This window comes from Promicromonospora alba, assembly GCF_042654905.1.
GTDB classification, from domain to species: Bacteria; Actinomycetota; Actinomycetes; order Actinomycetales; family Cellulomonadaceae; genus Promicromonospora; species Promicromonospora alba.
Window position 1 is genome coordinate 190,559 of sequence record NZ_JBHSFI010000002.1, and the last position, 17,108, is coordinate 207,666.

At 66.9% G+C, this 17,108-nt stretch carries 10 protein-coding genes; all 10 read right to left on the reverse strand.

Translation table 11 applies throughout. The annotated features are described in order from the left end of the window. Window positions 1-23: 23 nt before the first annotated feature. The 10 genes from ACFO6V_RS04020 to ACFO6V_RS04065 all read right to left on the reverse strand — a co-directional run bounded on the left by ACFO6V_RS04020 (window position 24) and on the right by ACFO6V_RS04065 (window position 16,955). Window positions 24-452, reverse strand: coding sequence for a DprA-like winged helix domain-containing protein (locus ACFO6V_RS04020; RefSeq protein WP_377132481.1), 429 nt, complete (start codon window positions 450-452; stop codon window positions 24-26). A 22-nt stretch (window positions 453-474) separates the two neighbouring features. After that, window positions 475-1,884: an MFS transporter gene (locus ACFO6V_RS04025; RefSeq protein ID WP_377132483.1), complete on the reverse strand. Its 1,410-nt coding sequence runs from the start codon at window positions 1,882-1,884 to the stop codon at window positions 475-477. 132 nt (window positions 1,885-2,016) lie between these two features. After that, window positions 2,017-2,370 carry an ArsR/SmtB family transcription factor gene (locus ACFO6V_RS04030; protein ID WP_377132485.1) on the reverse strand — a complete coding sequence of 118 codons (354 nt, stop codon included), beginning with the start codon at window positions 2,368-2,370 and terminating at the stop codon, window positions 2,017-2,019. Beyond that, entirely contained in the window at window positions 2,370-2,816 is a 447-nt protein-coding gene (locus tag ACFO6V_RS04035; RefSeq protein WP_377132487.1) for an SRPBCC domain-containing protein, read from the reverse strand. Before ACFO6V_RS04035 ends, ACFO6V_RS04030 begins: the two co-directional genes overlap by 1 nt. Window positions 2,817-3,353: 537 nt before the next feature. Then, window positions 3,354-3,908, reverse strand: coding sequence for a suppressor of fused domain protein (locus ACFO6V_RS04040; RefSeq protein WP_377132489.1), 555 nt, complete (start codon window positions 3,906-3,908; stop codon window positions 3,354-3,356). A gap of 158 nt (window positions 3,909-4,066) precedes the next feature. Next, entirely contained in the window at window positions 4,067-4,615 is a 549-nt protein-coding gene (locus ACFO6V_RS04045) for an SMI1/KNR4 family protein (protein ID WP_377132491.1), read from the reverse strand. After that, window positions 4,612-12,159, reverse strand: a complete 7,548-nt coding sequence (locus tag ACFO6V_RS04050) for an RHS repeat-associated core domain-containing protein (RefSeq protein WP_377132493.1) — start codon at window positions 12,157-12,159, stop codon at window positions 4,612-4,614. Before ACFO6V_RS04050 ends, ACFO6V_RS04045 begins: the two co-directional genes overlap by 4 nt. Window positions 12,160-12,218: 59 nt before the next feature. Then, complete coding sequence (locus tag ACFO6V_RS04055; RefSeq protein WP_377132495.1) at window positions 12,219-15,356, reverse strand: hypothetical protein; 3,138 nt, start codon at window positions 15,354-15,356, stop codon at window positions 12,219-12,221. Between the two features lie 592 nt (window positions 15,357-15,948). After that, window positions 15,949-16,233 carry a hypothetical protein gene (locus ACFO6V_RS04060; protein WP_377132497.1) on the reverse strand — a complete coding sequence of 95 codons (285 nt, stop codon included), beginning with the start codon at window positions 16,231-16,233 and terminating at the stop codon, window positions 15,949-15,951. Window positions 16,234-16,448: 215 nt separating this feature from the next. After that, window positions 16,449-16,955, reverse strand: a complete 507-nt coding sequence (locus tag ACFO6V_RS04065) for a restriction endonuclease (protein ID WP_377132499.1) — start codon at window positions 16,953-16,955, stop codon at window positions 16,449-16,451. Window positions 16,956-17,108 lie beyond the last annotated feature (153 nt).

The window sequence follows — 17,108 nt, forward strand, 5'->3', positions numbered from 1 at the left end:
CCTCGGGTATGTAATGGATGTTGTTACACACTAGGGTGGTCAGTCGTGGCAGCACAAGGGAGTCCGACCGGCCGCTCGGGACATGAGGCGTTGGTCGGGGCCGTGTTCAGCTGGACGACTCCCCGAGCTGTTCGGGCAACCGCTCCGGCCGCCTCCATCGCCTCCAGCCCGATGAGGACGGCGGCGAAGGACATTCCTGTCGACTGCGCGAGCGCCGCTGCGCTTCGTGGGCCGTTGGACAGGGCCCTACGAATCGTGTCCTCCGCTTGATTCCTGTGGGCCGGAGGCGTGACCCGGATGCCTGGCACGCTTCGGGATCCGCGCCGCCTGCGCCACCGAGAACGGCGGCCGCTGTCCGTTCGAACCGGGGCGCCCGGGAGTGCGGACTGGTAGTCCTCCTCGACCCGGAGGAGGTCGCGCACGATCACCTTGAGGGCGATCGGGTCGATCATCACGACGATCCCTCTCGCATGATCACGCCTCCGCGGTGGCTGACACGAGACCGGGGGCGGCTGAGCCGCCGTCCGACCCGCTCGCGCCGCGCGGGCGCAGCCCGACCCAGATGAGGCCGACACTGACGAGCGTCACGATCACGTTCACGGTGAGCGCCAGGTGGATCCCGGCGAGCTCGGCGCCGCGCAGGGACGCGATCGCGCTCAGAATCGGGATGCCTACCGTGACGGCCACCTGCTGCGTCATCGACGTCAGCCCTGTGGCCAGGCCCTGTTCCTCGTCGGGCAGCCCTGAGGTTCCGGTCACCGTGTACGCGACGATGGCGGCGACGTGCCCGAAGAACCCGACGAACAGCGCGACGACCAGGACGACCGCCCAGAACCGGTCGGTGCCGGTGAACACCAGCGGAACGGTCGCCAGCCCCTGGACGAGCAGCGCCGTGGTCAGGACCTTGCGGGTGCCGAAGCTCCCGATGACCCGCCCCGCGATGACGCCGGCGGCCACGGCCGCCAGTCCCGGGATGCCGAAGATCAGGCCCGTGGCCAGCGGGGAGAAACCCAGGATCCGCTGGACGTAGAGCGTCATCAGAAAGATCATGCCGGTGTTCATGGTGAAGATGATCAAGCCCGCATAGTTGCCCCACTTCACGTTGGGGCGCTCGAGGATGCGCAGCGGGACGAGCGGCGCGGCCACCCGCAGCTCGATGAGCCAGAACGCCGCGAGCAGCACCACGCCGACGGCGCCAGCAATCGGGCTGCGCTCGATGATCCCGTAGATGAGGGCCAGCAGGCCGCCGCTCACGGCCACCGCGCCCGGTAGGTCCAGCCTGGGCCGGTCCTTGACCTCGCTCACCCGGATCACGAGCGGCGTGGCCACCAGGATGAGCACGGCGACCGGGACGTTGATGAAGAACGCGGCCCGCCAGCTCACCAGGCTGACGAGCGTGCCGCCAACCAGAGCGCCGACGGTGAAGCCGGCCGACAGCAGCGCGCCGTTGAAGCCGAGGACGCGGTCGCGCATCGCGCCTTCCGGGAACGTGGTGGTGAGCAGGGACAGCGACGCAGGGATCGCCATCGCGGTGGCCAGGCCCTGTAGCGCGCGGGCGGTCAGGAGCACCTCGGGCGTCGAGGCGAAGCCCCCGAGCAGCGAGGCCGCGGCCAGCAGCACCATGCTCGACATGAACAGCCTGCGGCGCCCGAACAGGTCCGCCAGCCGACCGAACAGCAGGGTGAACCCAGCGGCGGGCAGCGCGTACGCCGCCGTGATCCAGGGGAATCCGGCAACGTCCATCCCGACGCCGGCACCGGTCTCAGGCAGTGCGACATTCAGGATCGAGAAGTCGACGGACACCGTGAAACCGGCACCGAGGAGCACGAGCAGTATCAGCCGTTGCCTGCCGGTCAGACGCGGCGCAGAAGTGGTGTCGACCATCAAGGGAGTGCCTTTCTCGGGAAGTCGTTCGAGCTCGGGAGGCCGTTCGAGGGCAGGGCTGACCGCCCGGTCGACTGCTCCGCGAATTCCATCCCCGGAGCAGTCGATCGGTCAGTGCGTTGCGTGCTGGGTCTAGGGGCGCGAATCCCGTTCCGCCGCTTCGGCGACGCGCTTGATCGTGGCCAGACGGCGGTCCCAGTCGGCGGCCAGCCGGTCCATCCAGCGGGCGGTCACGTTCAGCGCCGCCGGCACCACGACGTACAACACCTCACGTCCGACACGGGTGCTCGAGACAAGTCCGGCGTCATCGAGGACGACGAGGTGCTTGACCACGGCCTGCCGCGAGATCGGCAGCCGCTCAGCGAGCGCCGTCGCGGTGGCCTCGCCCTCGGCGGCGAGCAGGTCGAGCACCTGACGCCGCGTCGGATCGGCCAGTGCGGCGAGGACGCGGTCGACCCCCTCGCCGCCACCGGGCTCGGAACTCATCACTCGGACGATTGCTCGGCGCGAACCTTGAGCGCCTCGAGCTCTTCGGTCCAGCCGCCGCTGTTGTCCTTCACCGCCTGGCCGCGCAGCTCCTCGGTCGCAACGATCGTCGCGAATCCGCTCTCGACGACGCGGAGGCGGGTCTGGTCGCCCTCGTCGGTGAGAGTGAACTCGACGAGGGTGGAGTTGTCGTCGCGCAGCTCTTCTCCGGGGAAGGCGCTGGCCCAGCGGTAGGCGAGGTAGGTCGGCGGCCGGACCTTCTCGACGCGTACCGGGAAGTCGCCGTACTCGGGGTTCTTGGCGATCAGCGTCTCCCCTTCCTTAGCGATCGTGCCGGGCAGGCTGGCCTTGTCGGCCACCCAGAACGCCGGCTGGGCCACAAGGGTCCAGACCCGCTCGAGCGGGGCGGAGATCAGGGTCTCGCGTTCGATTCGGTCGTTGCTCATCGGAGCTCCCATGGTGGTGGCGGTCTTCTGACGCAACCCCAGAGTTGCACATCTGCCAGCCAGGCGCAACCCTTCGGTTGCACGACAGGCGCTGCGACGGCGGCTCGACGCCCTTGGTACAGAGATCGCCCACGGCCTGCGCGGGCGGTAGGAGATCCAGGAGACACCATGACTAACACACCGAACCTCGGCGCCTTGCGCTGCCTTGCCGTCGAGCGAGCAGCAGAACCAGCGGAGCCGTCGGCCGTCGCGCCCGACAACGACGGCGCACGCTAGCGGTGCATTTCGGGTGCCCGTGGTGCCGCGGCAACAAGACTCGCTGCCCGCGATGCTGATCGAGAGGCTTTACCTCCCGGGCCGGTCGATCCGCCATAGGCGATGCCATCGCGGATCAATACGAAGTGCTCCCCCACACACCATTACGGCGCACACCGAAGGGCGGATAGGGTCGCTGCCAGAAGTGAAGCAAGCGCTTGCGCCACCAACCGACCGACCCCACGAGCAGTGCGAGGCCGCAGGTTGGTTCGCCACAAATCTTTACACTATCTCCGGCCGTGTCATATCGAATAGATCCGGGTCCACCAGCTCAAGCCGCTCTTCGAATATCTGCCAACCATGTTCACGAACGAATTGGGCCTCACGCCGCCCTATTGGAATGAGCCAGACAATTCCCGCGCGCTGCCCGTTTGCCTCGACGTCGTAGAAGGCTTCATCGTAGTACACAGGGTTCGCAAAATACACGTGATCAAGTGCAGAGAGATCATGGATAGGTCCGGGCAACTCTTGCACGTCACCGCGGATACGCGCTTCGTGGCGGCCCACCATCATCTCAGCAAGCCACTCGACGCACCGACCGACGTCTTTCACCGAGCGATCCGGGATGGCACGGACCGCGAGGAACACCTCGAGCAAGTACCGGCTCTCCGTCCCGCGTGCCGCAAGGACATGTCGGCTCATGCCAAGCGTGGACCATGCTTCGACGTCAAGAAATATTCCATTCACATAATGGACTATTTGAACTCCGTCGACCTTGCGCCCACTCCCGCCGGTGATTGTTCCGAGTCGCTGCTCAAAGTGCTCACTCAAGTTCATTCAGACCTCGAATCATCGTTGCCTACGCCACGATTGCATGGGATGGCGGGCCGGGCGGCGACCGCCGCCGGAACCATCGACGTCGCGCGGATTCTTCTTCGGTCTCACGGCGAACTAGGTGTGCTTGACGTAGGCGAAGTAATTAAAGACACACAACACTAGGAACCGTCAGAGCCTAACCACGGGTCACGCAGCAAATCATTCAAGGTATCCGTGTTGTAAACCAGCATCCCGGCGAAGAAGTCCGAGAACGAGTTGAATCTCTCAATCTCCTGGCCAGCGATCCAACGGACCTCACCGCGTCCGCCCGTACCAATTAAGAAGACATCGATATCAGACTTCGATACAGCGATGGGAAGAAATGACTGGCGACTGACCTGCAACAGCCCCCCGCTGCCTTCGTCGGCCGATTCTATAAGTTCCCATGCACGCGTCAACTCTTCACTATTCACAATCGAATCAGTACCGAGCAAACTGACATCTTGATAGAAGCCCTTCCAGCCATTCGAGACGACGAGAAACTCTCGATACTCACTCGGGATCTCGAAACCAAGGGAGTTCTCGACTTCGAGCAGCGCCAATTCACTCGCCCCTGGCTCGGGGCCCGTGTACCCCCAGATCGAGTTGACATCAGCTTGGGCAATTCTCGCATTCTGCGCGCCAAATCTCGACACGAGATCAAGCCAGAAATTCGCGTCATGAATCATGGTACAAAAACAAACTCCGTAGGAATGTAACCGACCGGATATCGGAGCGACTGACCCCCCAGGCTGGAATTGACCCGCCCGGAGATGTCCATCCACTCGGGAGGTTTCGCCAGACCTGTCCACGTCGTGTCAGGACCGTGGCCCACCACCCCACTGTATGGAGTACCTGCCGCGGCCGCGCGTCTACGCTCCGCAGCCGCAGCTGCCGAGGCCTGCCTGCGAAGGGCGCCCGAGGTCGACACGCGACCTCCAGAAGTCAAACCCGCACAGCGTGCCCGTTCGCATGAAGCGACATAATCGACGACTTCTTGGACCTCTGCTTTGGATGCGTTTGGTGGCGGGCTGAACTCAACGGGCCCAGTGCCCGCCGACGGCGAGCAGTTGTGGACCAGGACCGCGTCCGCACGATCCACCACTGGCGGCCCGCGAGTGACTCTGGCCCCTACGTCAGCACCGGCAGCGATCACCGAGTACGTGTGCAACTCCTGAACCGTCAAGTTCCACGCTGGCTCGAACGTCAATTCCTCGGTGAGGACAGCGTGCACCTCAAGCGTGCCACCGTCAGCGGTCAACACCAGCTCGCCCGGGTCGAGCTCGTCAGCGCGCTGGAACTCCCGCTCCGTCTGCGACCAGACCGGGTGATCCTCCGTCGTCCGGATCTCCCGCCACTCACCCTCCGACGTGGTCAGCACCAGGGTGAGCATCACGTCGTCGTGCCCGTGGGTCGCCTCTACTCGCTTGGCTACCTTCTTGCCCGTCTGCGGGTCGGTCGCCAGCACCTCGTCACCGGGCTCGATCTGGTCGATCGCCTTGACAGTGCCGTCCGCCATCAAGACACCCGTGGACCCGGCGAACGAACAACCGGACCCGACGAGGCGCTGCTTCATGTTCGCCACAGCACTCGAGATGCGCTGCGCCGTTGCCTTCGCCTTGGCAGCAGCCTGGGACTGCTTAACTCGCGCTGCTGTCGCGGCAGCAATGTTCGACGCGCGCTGAGCAGCCCCCGAGGCCACCCCCCTGATCGCGTTCGATGCCGCGGCGGTGGCAGTAGGCGCGAAACGACGCGCAGCCCAACCCAAGGCGCCACCACCGATCGCGCCACTTGCGGCGCCGATCGCGGTCTCGGTGAGGAAGCCCTTCCAGGTGAATGGTTCCTTCTTCTGCACCTTCGTGCGCCACAGGTTTGACACCGCCCCTGCGACGGCCCCGCCGAGCACACCACAGGCGATCGCCCCGACCCCGGTCCATCCGATCGCCACACCACATCCGACACCGACGACGGCGCCAGCAACACCCCCGATGATCTCGGCCTGATGCTTCTTGACGAACCCGCCGACAGCCGAGGCGGCCTTCTTGATCCCGGAGAACCAGGAGAGGCCCGACGGGTCGGAGTACGTCACCGGGTTGTTCCCTGAGTACACGTAGGCGTTGAACTGCGCCGGCGTCCCCGGGTCCAGCTGCGGATCAACACTCAGGAACCGGCCGATCACAGGGTCGTAGTACCGGGCGCCCAACAGCACCAGCCCGGTCCCCGCGTCCTCGACACCACCAGCAGCACCCAAGAACCGCCGATCACCCGGCAGCCGGTCTGCACCGGTCAGCACCTCCCCGGACTCGGGGTCGGTGGTCGTCGGCGTGCGGTCGCCACCAAACGGGTCGGTGTACAACCGCGTGACCGAGCCCGGCGTCCACACCGTGTTCGGCACCGACGCCACAGGCGTGCCCTGCTGATCACAGACCAGCGAGGTCACCCCGCCAAGGCCTCGACCGTTACGCACGGCGACGGTCTGCCCAGCGAAGCTGTAGTACCGAACCGCTCCCACAGCACCCGCAGGATCGACGTGCACCTCCTGCCCACCGGGCAGGTACACGGTCGTACCCGACGCATCGGTACGCGTCATCCGCTCACCCTCGGCGGAGTAGACGTACGACGCCTCACCTGCCTCGGTGGTGTTCTCTCCTTCAGCCCCTTCGCCGCTGGTCGCGACGGTGGCGAGCTCGCCCTCGCCGTCCCAGCCCAGCAGCTGGGTGGTCTCCACCGCCCCGTCACCGTCGAGGTCGTCCTCGACCTGGGCCGGGTCCGACGCGTCGACCGGCTCCGAGAAGTTCCGCGTGGTCTGGTTGCCCGCGGCGTCGTAGGAGAACGACGCGACGGTCTTCGCCGGGGCATCACCGATCGACGCCGCGGGCCCGGTCCGCTGGGTCATTGCCGTCACCTGGTGCGGCCCGGCCCCGGCGTGCTGGTAGCTCGTCCGCACCACGTCGGTGCCGCCGTCCAGAACATGCTCGGTCAGCGACCTGCGGTTGCCCACCGCGTCGTAGGTGTACTCCTGCCAGTACGGGGCCGCACTGAACTCAGCGGTTCCGACATCGGCGGGCTCTACATCACCGACGGATGCCTCGCAGGTGCCGTCTGCGTCGGTCCACGCCCCCACGAGGCGACCGAGGCCGTCCAGGTCGAAGCACTGATTGTCGTCGTTGACCTGCGCGTCGCTGTTTGCAGCATCGCCCACCTCCGGCGCGTCCTTGATCGACAGCACGTTTCCGGCGTCGTCATAGCCGTATGTGATGTCGACGTCACGACCGTCGAACCGCTCCCGGTCCAGGCCGATTCCGTTCAGCCGCCCCGACGTGTAGTCCCAGTTGTACGTGACCACGGCGCCGTAGGTGTTGCCCAGGTCCATCGCCAGCGGCTTGCCGTCCGCAGTGAACTGGGAGTCGGCTACGTACGTGCCCCAGCCGAAGCCGCCGCCCATCCACACCGGCATGCCGGCGTCGTCGTAGAACGTGGTCACGTGCTCGGCACCTAGCACCGAGGCGTCCGGCGTCGCCGTGTCGTCATCGGTCGCGGTCACGCCGGGCAGCACCTGTTGGCGCACCGAACCGTCGAGCCGGTACTCGTACGAGGTCGTGAACTCCCGTTCGGCCAACCCCGTCAGCCCGGGCAGGTCGCTGGGCAGAACCATGGTGGCCGACGTCGGACGGTACGCCGCGTCGTAGGCCCCCACCTTCGTCGTGTAGGACTTGCCGTCCTGAATCCGGGTAGAGCTCGAGGGCAGACCGAGTGCCTTGGCCCCGGCCGCACCCGGACCGTCGGTGACGTCGTAGGTCCACGACGAGCGCACCGTACCTGCGCCGTCCGCGACCCGGGTCGGCCGCCCGAGGTTGTCGTAGGAATAGACGAGGGTGTTGGCGTTCTTGACCGCTTCGCTCGCGCCGGTTGCGTTGCCGTTCCCGTTGACGGTGCGCTCGACCTGCCCCACCTTGTCGTACTTGGTCGTCGTGGTTCCGGCGTCCGGATCTGTGGCGCGGACCTGGCGGCCACCGAAGTCGTACCCGTACGTCCAGGTGCTGCCCGCCGGGTCGGCCATCGCCGTCAGCTGCCCGAAGCGGTTGAAGGTGTACTTCGTCGCCTGGTACGTGGTCGTAGCCAGATCACGCGGGTTGAACCCCGGCAGAGTCGACGGCTCGTACCAATGACCGTTGGCAAGGTCGGACGACACGGCCGGACGGTTCTTGTGCTCCCACAGCGCGGTGGTCCGTCCTCGGCCGTCGGTCACGGTCGTGGTGGCCGTGCCGCCGTCGGGCGGGACCACGGTGGTGTACGGCGCGTCGTATCGCGTGACCGTCCGGGACTGCTCGTTGAGGTGGTTGTCCTCCAGCCCGGCGTAGAAGATCTGGTCGATCACACGACCCGCGCCGTCGTAGGAGTACACCGTGGCCGACGGCGCGACCAGTGTGGGCTTGACCGGGGTGTTCGACACCACGCCGGTGGCGTACTGGGTGCCGGACTCCTTCCACACGCGTCCGGCGGTGTCGTAGAAGACCTGGGTGATCCGGCGCCCACGCTCAGCGGCGCTGTCCTGCCGGGCCTCACCGGTGTCGAGCACCTCGTCCTGGGTCTGGAACACGCGCATCAGGCCGTCGTAGAGCTCTGCTGTGGCGTGCTGGACCGGCTTGTTCTCGCTGTCGGCGCCCAGGGTGCGGGTCAGCACGACGTTGAGGCCGTTCGTCCGGGTCGTGTACTCGTACTCCACCGAGGGCTTGCTCAGGCCGGCGTGCTCCGGGTAGGTGACGGTCCGCATCCGGCCGAGGGTGTCGTACGTCCCGTTGGTCGACTGCCCGTTGGCGTCCTTGCTCGACGTCATGAGACCGGTGACCTTGTTGAACGTCACCGAGGATGCCATGGTCCCCTTCGGGCCGCTCCCGTCCGGATCAGGCGTGGTCGTGGTGACCGTCGTGGGGATCACCGCTGACGCGGGCGTGTATGCCGTGGTGGTCTCGGCACCCGTGACGTCCTTGACACTCGTCACTCGTCCGTATGCGTCATAGGTCATCGTCTGGGTGGTGACGTATCCCGCACCGGATCCGGTACCGATCGTGGCGGTGGCCCGGTCCAGCTCAGGGTCCAGTCCCCGCACCGAGGTCGCCATACCGGTGGTGGCGTTGTAGGTCGTGACCTGGTCGCTGATGACGTCGCCTGGGCGTGAGACCTCTCCTGCGGTCACCTTCGCACAGGACGCCGCGTACGTCTGAGCACGCGACACCAGGCCGAGCATGTTGGCGTCGGCCAGCGCCGTGTTGGAGGCGTGCGCGTAGACGATCTGCGTGCACGTGTCGTCGGTGGCAGTAGTCGCGTCCCCGGCATCCTCAGCCCGGCTCACCTGCCCGTTCGCGTCGGTCCACGTGGCCGATCCGGTACGGATGGCCACGTTCCCCGCGGCGTTCATCTCGTAGCCGAGCGCCGAGGACCCTGCCTGCCGGGTGACCTTCGTCCCGTCGGTCCCAGTAGCTGCGTCCACGGGCTCCCTCGGCACCGTGACGCTCCAGGAAACGGCACCGTCATCGGCGCCGCCGTCGTGCGTGATCTGCTCGACCGCCGTCCCAGCGTGCGCCTCGTGGTCCGTCACCGTGGTGCGGTGCCCCGCCGGCCCCACGTCGAAGGTACCGCTGAGCCCCCGCAGGTACGTCGTAGTCGTCGAGGACGCCTGCGAGCCCTCGCCCTCGGTACTCACCACGGTGCGGTAACCGCGGAATTCCGACCAGGTGACCTCGTCCTTCTTGGTCAGCGGCCCGGTGGGCTTGACCCACTTGGCCCCGCCCGAATAGCTGTACTTCGTGGTGAGCTCGCCCGAGCCCGTCACGATCTCGTGCTCCCCCGAGATCGACGCACCGTTCTGCGTCACCATGTCCACCACGTACTTGTGGAACCAGTCCATGGGCAGGTTGTCGCCCTGCCAGTCGACCGGGAAGCACAGCCGGCTATTGCCCGATATCTCATCCTCCGTGGGCACGTCGCCCGGGCCGCACTCTGTGCGGTAGTGGGGACTGATCACCGCCCCGGACTCAGTACGTACACCGATCATCCGGGGTCGGTACATCGGCGGCAGACCGTCCGTGCCAGAGTCGATCCGGTTGGCCATCATCTCCCGGGCGAACTTCACCGAGTTGTTCGACAAGTCGTCCGACATCGCCGTCGTACCGCCGTGACCGGTGTGCCGGATCGAGCCGAGCCACATCACCTTGGCTGAGCCGTCACCGAGCGACCCGTCTCCCGGGGAGACGAACGACTGGTTCAGCTTCCACGAGTCCACGGGCTTGTACGTGCTGCCGTCGAGTACCCGGGTGACCACCCGGTCGAGCCGGTACAGCGTGTAGAACGACGGTGCGATGGCGTCGAGCCCGCACTTGCTCGCCGAGCTGTAGCAGAGCAGGTCGCCGGGCACATCCGGCCAGGCGGCCAGGTTCTGCTTCACCCGGCCGGCGTCGCAGTTCACGCCCGACCCCGGCACGCAGCGGCTGGCGTACTCCAGGTCCACGCGAACCGGCGCGGTACCCGACTCGGCACCCGCCCGGGTGCCGTACAGGATCCTCGACAGGAACCCACCCGCCGTGTACGCCGCGACACCATCGTCCAGGTTGTACGTGTACTTGCGCGTCTCCTTGGAGTAGACGTACGTCATCGTGCCGCCGGTCGGCTCCTCGACGTGGTCGACCATCCATCGGTAGGTCTGGGTCGTTCGCGAGGCGGCGAACCCGCCGTCCGACGGCGTCTTGTACCCGGCCTCGCCGGAGTGGTTGCCGTACACCGGCATCGTCCAGGAGCTGCCCGTGGCTAGTCCGTCCGAGGCGCGCTTGCCACGGCCGAACGTGTACTTCGCGCCTTCGGCCGTGGTGACGAGCCAGTACTCGCCCTCGTTGTCGCCGTTCTCGGCTCCGGTCTTGCGCTCGACCTTGGTGCCGTCGACTCTCTTCGGCATCCAGCCGGAAGCCGTCTTGACCAGGTCGACCGCCGACCCGTTCAGCACCATCGTCGCGTTGTCCTCACCGACGCACATGTCGCCGGTCGTGTGGTCGGCGTTGTTCGCCGCCTTGCCGTCGACCTCGTCTTGATCGTCCGCGCAGGGGACGAACGTGCGCTCGATGTAGGACTCGGTCAGTGACCAGCCCTCACCGACCACGCTGGTCTGGTTGTTCGTCGAGGCCACTCGCCCGTCGGACGCGGCTGAGTTGTAGGACAGGTCCAGCTGCGGGCCGGGCCCGGTTACCTGGGGCATCTTCAGCGGGTAGGACCACGTGAAGGCGCCAGTGTTGCCACCCACGCCCCACGACGCGGCCGGTGCGAGCGACGTCGCTCCCCAGTCACCGCCACCACCAGAGGCGGATGCCATCATCATCAGCGTGGTCGGCTCGCCGGCGGAAAGCCCAACAGGCGCGGTGACCGTCTGGCCCTCGACGTCGTTGACCGCACCCTCCACCGGAGTAGCCGCGCAGTCCGACGAGTCGTCGCAGTCCGACACCTGGGCAAGAGTCAGTCGCGACGCCCAGTCGCCGCCCGGCGTCTGCCCACCTTCGACCAGGTCCGCGTACGAGACCTCGATCTCGATCGAGTCAGGTGCTGCTGTGGCCGACTTCGCGGTCGGCGCGTCGGTCGGCTCGATCCGCACGAGCACAGCCGGTGCCCCGTCGTCGGCATCGATCTGCTCGGCGCTGACGCCGATCAGCCCGCTGTCTTGGCCCTCGTGTGGGGCCACGGTGATCGCGACGCCGTCCCTCTCCACCTCCTGGCTGCCATCGGCCAGGTCCACCGTGGTCGACTTGGACTCACCAGCGTCGGACGGCTCGGCGAATGACTGGACGGTGCCGGCGGAAATGCCCGCCGTCTCCGCGGGCACGTCCTCGGTCGGCTCGGTCGCTCCTTCTCCCCCCGGGGCGTCAGCCACGGGCGGAGAGCTCACCTCTGGCAGGACCATTTCGGGAGCTTCGGACGGGCCGGGCACGGGCTCCCATGCCTGGGCCGTCAGGTCCTCGGCCGTGACCTGCTCCTCCTCGTCGACCGCCTGCTCGACCTTCTCGAAGTTGTCCGCGCGCGCCTCCAGGCTGTCGACCTCTGCGTCAGCAGCGGTCTCCAGCGCGACGATCCGACCGACCGCCGGCGCGGCAGTGGCCGGGTCGGCACCGAGCAGTACCACCAGCATCCCGGCGACCAGGCTCACGCCTGCCGCCGTCCATCGCGAACGTGCTTCGCCGCCGTACCCGCTCATGCCCGTCCTCACCAAAGTCCGCCCGCTCGTTCCATACCTGAACCTGCCGCGCCCGCTGCTCACTGCTCGGCCTTGTTCTCGCCTGAGTCGTCGCCCCAGGTCGGGTCGACATCGTCCACGCCGTTCCCACCCACGTACGAGGAGGCTTCGGCGCCCTGGCACAGGCGGCGGATCTTCGCCTGGGCGAGGACCTCGCCACGGAACACGCGGACATTGTCGACATGCCCGGTCCAGTAGTTCGACGCGGCGCCACCGACGAACCCACGCCCGACGACGAAGCGTCCGGGCGTCTGCGGGAGGTTCGCCGTCATGCTCGCCTCGGCAAGGATCGGCTCCCCGACAGCGGGGTTGTCCGGAGTGCCCGCGTCACACACGTACAGCCGGAGCTTGCCCGCGGGCTTGTCGTACTCGCCCAGCAGGTGCACCCACTGCCCGAACTGCACCGGCACCGCCGACAACGCGAAGGTCGTGCTGTTCGATCTCACCTCACGATTGACGCCGAACGTCCAGCACGCGCCGTCGGTGGTCGGGCACGAGGTAGGCCGGTAGCCCAGCCGGAATCCGTTGTACAACGGCCCCTCCTGGGACAAAGCCGTGTACCAGCCGGTTCGATCCGTGTCCGGATCGAGCTTCACGTGCGCGGAGACCACGAACGACGTGGTGGTGTCCACCACCGGCGCGTCCGTCCACGCGATCTTGCCGACCCGAGTCCTCAAGGCAGAGTCCCCGTCGCGTGCGCCGAACTCCTGATGCGGCCCCGGCCCGAACGTGCGGTCGGCCGAGAAGCTCAACTGACCAGCGGAGAGGTACTCGTCGCGGTCCGCGTCGAACACGGCCGTGTCCTGGCCAGGGTCTTCCGGGTCATCGAACGTCCACACCCCGTCCTCACGAGCGGTGGCAACGTCGAACTCGTACTCGGTCTCCGACGTCAGACCAGCCTTGTCCCAGATCTTCACGTACAAGAACTTCGGCCCCGTACCCTCAGGTGTAGGGCAGGCGATCACGGTCCGTGTGGAGTCCAACGTGATCGGATCATCTTGGGGTGTGCGCGTCGCGTACCCCCACACGAGCTTCGACGAGTCCGTCGACGGCGCGTAGATCTCGAAGCAGCCGGTCAGGCCCACACCGCCGCGTTCCTGGCCGGACTCGTAGTAGGCCTCGGCGTCGGGGTGGTCACGCAGCGGGGTGATCCTCGCCTCTGCGGGCGCCGAGATGTCGATCCGGAAGTAGCACGCCGGTGTGTCCGCGTACCCGACCATGCGTCCGCCCGAGTCCTTGATCTGCGCCCGCCACCGGTACGAACCACCGCTGTCGAGCTCCTCACCCTCGGGCACACGCATCGTGAACCGGACGCCACTGGTCCCGGGAGACTGCCACGGCCGCCAGTCGGACTCCCAGACGCGTTCGTTGTTCGAGTTCTTGATCACGACGAACTGGACGCTCACCTGCTGCTTGTCCGGGTCCTTGCCCACGACAGAGAGGGACGGCCGCAGCGAGCGTGATGTCTTGGGCGACGAGGCGTTTGTGCTGCACCCGATGTTCGCACCGTCGATGATCGTCTGGTAGTTGAACGGAGAGGCCGGCGCACGGTTGTACTCGACCGAGAACCGAGCGTCGTAGCGCAGCTTCTTCCACGTGTCCATGTCGGACGCCGCCTCGCCACGGAGGCCGAGGTGGATCCCCGACCAGCCGTTCGTCGCCATCAGCTTGCCGACCTCGGTCGCGTTCCACTCCGTCCCGTGGGGACCACCGCACGCCGAGGAGTAGTAGGCATCACTCGCGTTGCTGATGTGGTACGAGGAATCCCACGTGCCGGCATGGTTCGACCAGTTCGTCGACGCGTTGATGCTGGGCGTGCGGTACAGATACATCGTCGTCTTCGTGCAGTTGTACGAGTGCGTGCCATGGACCCGGAACGTGGCGCTGACGACGTCGGCGGAGGAGAGACCACCCACGAAGGACAGACCACTGAACTGCCAGACCAGACGCTGGAAGCCCGATCGCTGGCACACCAGGTCGAGATTGACGTTGCAGTACCCCATCCCGGACGAATCGGGGAACTTCCAGCCACCCGTGCTCGTCGGCCACGCCGCCTTCAGCGACGTCCACGCGCTGCGGCTACCGGACACCGCCGGGTCGACGAAGACCGGGTAGCTCCCGCTCGGGTCCGTGACCATGTCCTCGTCGGCCCGGATGACCGCGCTGCGACTGTCCTCCGCGATGACCGTATCCAGCGCAACCGCACGACCATCGGCCTGCGCGACCTCGACTGAGGCCACCCCGGCGCTGTCCATGCTTGCCGCGCCGTCCACCGCCGCCGCCCGCGACGCCGACACGGAACCCGCCTCGGCGGATGCGGCGACCGAGTCCCACTGCCAGCCCGGCGCGCCCGTGAACGTCAGCGTCCCAGCAGGGTCGACCGCGTAGAACCCCTCGACCGGCCCCTCCTCGGCACCATCCTCGGAAGCCGATCCGGCCAGCGACTTCGCGGAAGGAGCAGAGTCCTCCGAGACGCCCGCCGCGTCGTCGCCCACGCCAGTCGGGTCCTCCCACGCGCCGTCGGGAGTCCCGTCAGCCGGTACCGGGTCAGGCGCCATGCCTTCGATCTCGGGCTGCTGGTCCGTGAGCTCGAGTCCACCGGAGACATCGACGACGAAGCCAAGGCCCTCGTCACCCGCAGCCGCGATCAGCGCCTCGCCCGCTGCCGCGTCAGCAATCCGGAGAACGGGCGTGTAGCCGGTGGCATCGGGATGGATCGTCAGCACCAGGTCGGCGCCGTCGATCTCCTCGCCACCCGAGACCCGCACCGGATAGGTGACGATCGACGCGTCGGTCGCATCGATCTCTGGTGCGCCCAGGCCCAACCCGTCCGGCAAGCCCATGGACAGCGCGAGGCTGTCGGCCCGCATCGTCATGAACGGGCCGCCATCAGAGGTCTCGCCGGTCAGGTCCATGTCGTAAACAGGCGCGGCCACCTGCGGCAACCCGGACTCATCGAGGCTCACCGTCGCGTCCGTGGCCTCCCAATCGCCGGAAAGGTCGGTGCGTACGGCCCCTGAGGACGCATCGGCGCGGATGGTCTGTCGTGGTGTGGCCCAGAAGGTGTCGTAGACCGTGCGGAGGGCCTCGATCTCGATGTCCTTGCCGCACGCCTCGGCCAGCGCGAAGGCCTCCGGCTCGAAACGAGCCGAGGACACGGAACAGTCAGCGACGACCTCACCCTCGGCACGCATGGTCTCGACAGCGAAAGCTCCACCCGCCGCCAACGCGATCGCAATTACCCCAGCAACCAAGTAGTTGCCACCGGCACCAAGCCGCACCACCATCGCCACGCCTTCCCCTCACGGACGCAGCACCAGATAGCACCGCAAAATAGACCGGCAAGAACATAAGGCGTAGCCAGGGGCAACCATGACCAAAACGAGCAGTTCAGCGGGTGATTCTCCAAGAGATCACCCACGCAGCACCCGAGCCCTGCCCCGTTGGCCGAACGGTCGAGGCCCCGCATGTAACGGTCGTCAGACCCGATGGCGAACAACTCTTCGCATACGGCACGCCGAGTGCACCATCGAGCGCTCCCGTGTTGAGGCGCCCGTCGCGCGGTCTGACCTCCTCGACGCCCTAGCCGGGACAGCGGCAGGTGGTTCGTCTCGGTCGCGAACCATGTGCCGGGAGCGCATGACGGCCCGGCACGATTCGAACTTCCCCTGAGCGGCCTGTAGCCGCTCCCACTGATCTTGCGGCCAGGTGGCGCCGCTCCGTGACCCCTCCGTGCGGACCGGCGTCTCGCTACCCGAGCCAGCCGACGCCACGTGTGTCACGCGCCGCGGACCGTGCGAACTGGGCGGAGAGCGCGTAGATCTCGGCTCGGTCATAGACCTGACGGCCAAGGAGGAGGGCGAGCTCGTCGCGCGAGTGTTCCGTGCAGAATGCGCGCACCTCCGCGGCCTCGAACAGATCCCATGACGGCATCAGGTTCGACATGCGCCCGGCACGGGCGAAACCAGCGGCCGAGGCGAGGTCGTCGAAGAATGCCCACCGGTCACCGACGTCGACGGCTGCTCCGCGGCACACACGCCTTCCCGCGGCCTCGAGGGCGGGTGGAAGGCGGGCACAGTCGACCACTGCGCAATACTCTCCGCGGGCTGAGTGCGGGACCGCGTCGGGATACTCGCTGAACGTGGCGCACATCGATACGGGGGCGACGTCCGCGGTAGGTGCGGTCACAGATTCCACCGACATTTGGATCCTTCAGTGTTGATCGTGCGTGGAGCAGGCTGCCGAGCGACTCAGGTGGCGGTCACGGAGGCACCAGAGGTCAGCGCGGGCTCCGGAGCAGCCGGTTCGAGCTTGGTCCAGTCGGTCGAGGAGCCCAGCAGGTCGGCAAGCCCGACCCTTTGGACCGGTATCTCCAGATCCTCGACAGCGTCCTTCGATTCCTGGTCCCAGGTGTCTGTCGTCGCGATGACGAGCCGCCTGGTGAACGGGGCCTGGTTCGATGCCGAGAGGAACGCGTCGATATCCGGCTTCGACAGATCGCTGTCCGGGTCGTGGAACGCGCACAGCACCGCGGTCAGGCTCCCGGACTCGCGTTCACGAGCGACCAGGTCGATCTCGGAGCTCTCACCGTCGCGCTCCGGCCACGATTCCCACGACCAGACCTCGTCGAACTGCGCCGACCACAGCTCGTCCGTGCGCAGGAATGCTTTCATCAGCTCCACGAACTTCTGGTCCCGGTCAGAGTCCGACGTGGACCGGAAAAGGTAGTCGTCGAGAAGCGCACCAAGTTTTGTCACCCCCACATCCTGTCAATCTCGCTACGAACCGGTCGCCCATGAAACGAAGTCTGCACTCGTTGCCTCGTCGTGCGAGCCGACCATCGTGTGCAAGGTGCGGACGGGGCGCGAGGCCGCATATTCCCTGGTCGCAGGGACGCACTGCGTGAGGTT

What these genes read in the sequence shown, in the direction of transcription:
- ACFO6V_RS04045 (WP_377132491.1), bottom strand. Translation starts at nt 4,615, where the DNA reads ATGATTCATGACGCGAATTTCTGGCTTGATCTCGTGTCGAGATTTGGC.
- ACFO6V_RS04020 (WP_377132481.1), bottom strand. Translation starts at nt 452, where the DNA reads ATGATCGACCCGATCGCCCTCAAGGTGATCGTGCGCGACCTCCTCCGG.
- ACFO6V_RS04050 (WP_377132493.1), bottom strand. Translation starts at nt 12,159, where the DNA reads ATGAGCGGGTACGGCGGCGAAGCACGTTCGCGATGGACGGCGGCAGGC.
- ACFO6V_RS04035 (WP_377132487.1), bottom strand. Translation starts at nt 2,816, where the DNA reads ATGAGCAACGACCGAATCGAACGCGAGACCCTGATCTCCGCCCCGCTC.
- ACFO6V_RS04025 (WP_377132483.1), bottom strand. Translation starts at nt 1,884, where the DNA reads ATGGTCGACACCACTTCTGCGCCGCGTCTGACCGGCAGGCAACGGCTG.
- ACFO6V_RS04040 (WP_377132489.1), bottom strand. Translation starts at nt 3,908, where the DNA reads ATGAACTTGAGTGAGCACTTTGAGCAGCGACTCGGAACAATCACCGGC.
- ACFO6V_RS04030 (WP_377132485.1), bottom strand. Translation starts at nt 2,370, where the DNA reads ATGAGTTCCGAGCCCGGTGGCGGCGAGGGGGTCGACCGCGTCCTCGCC.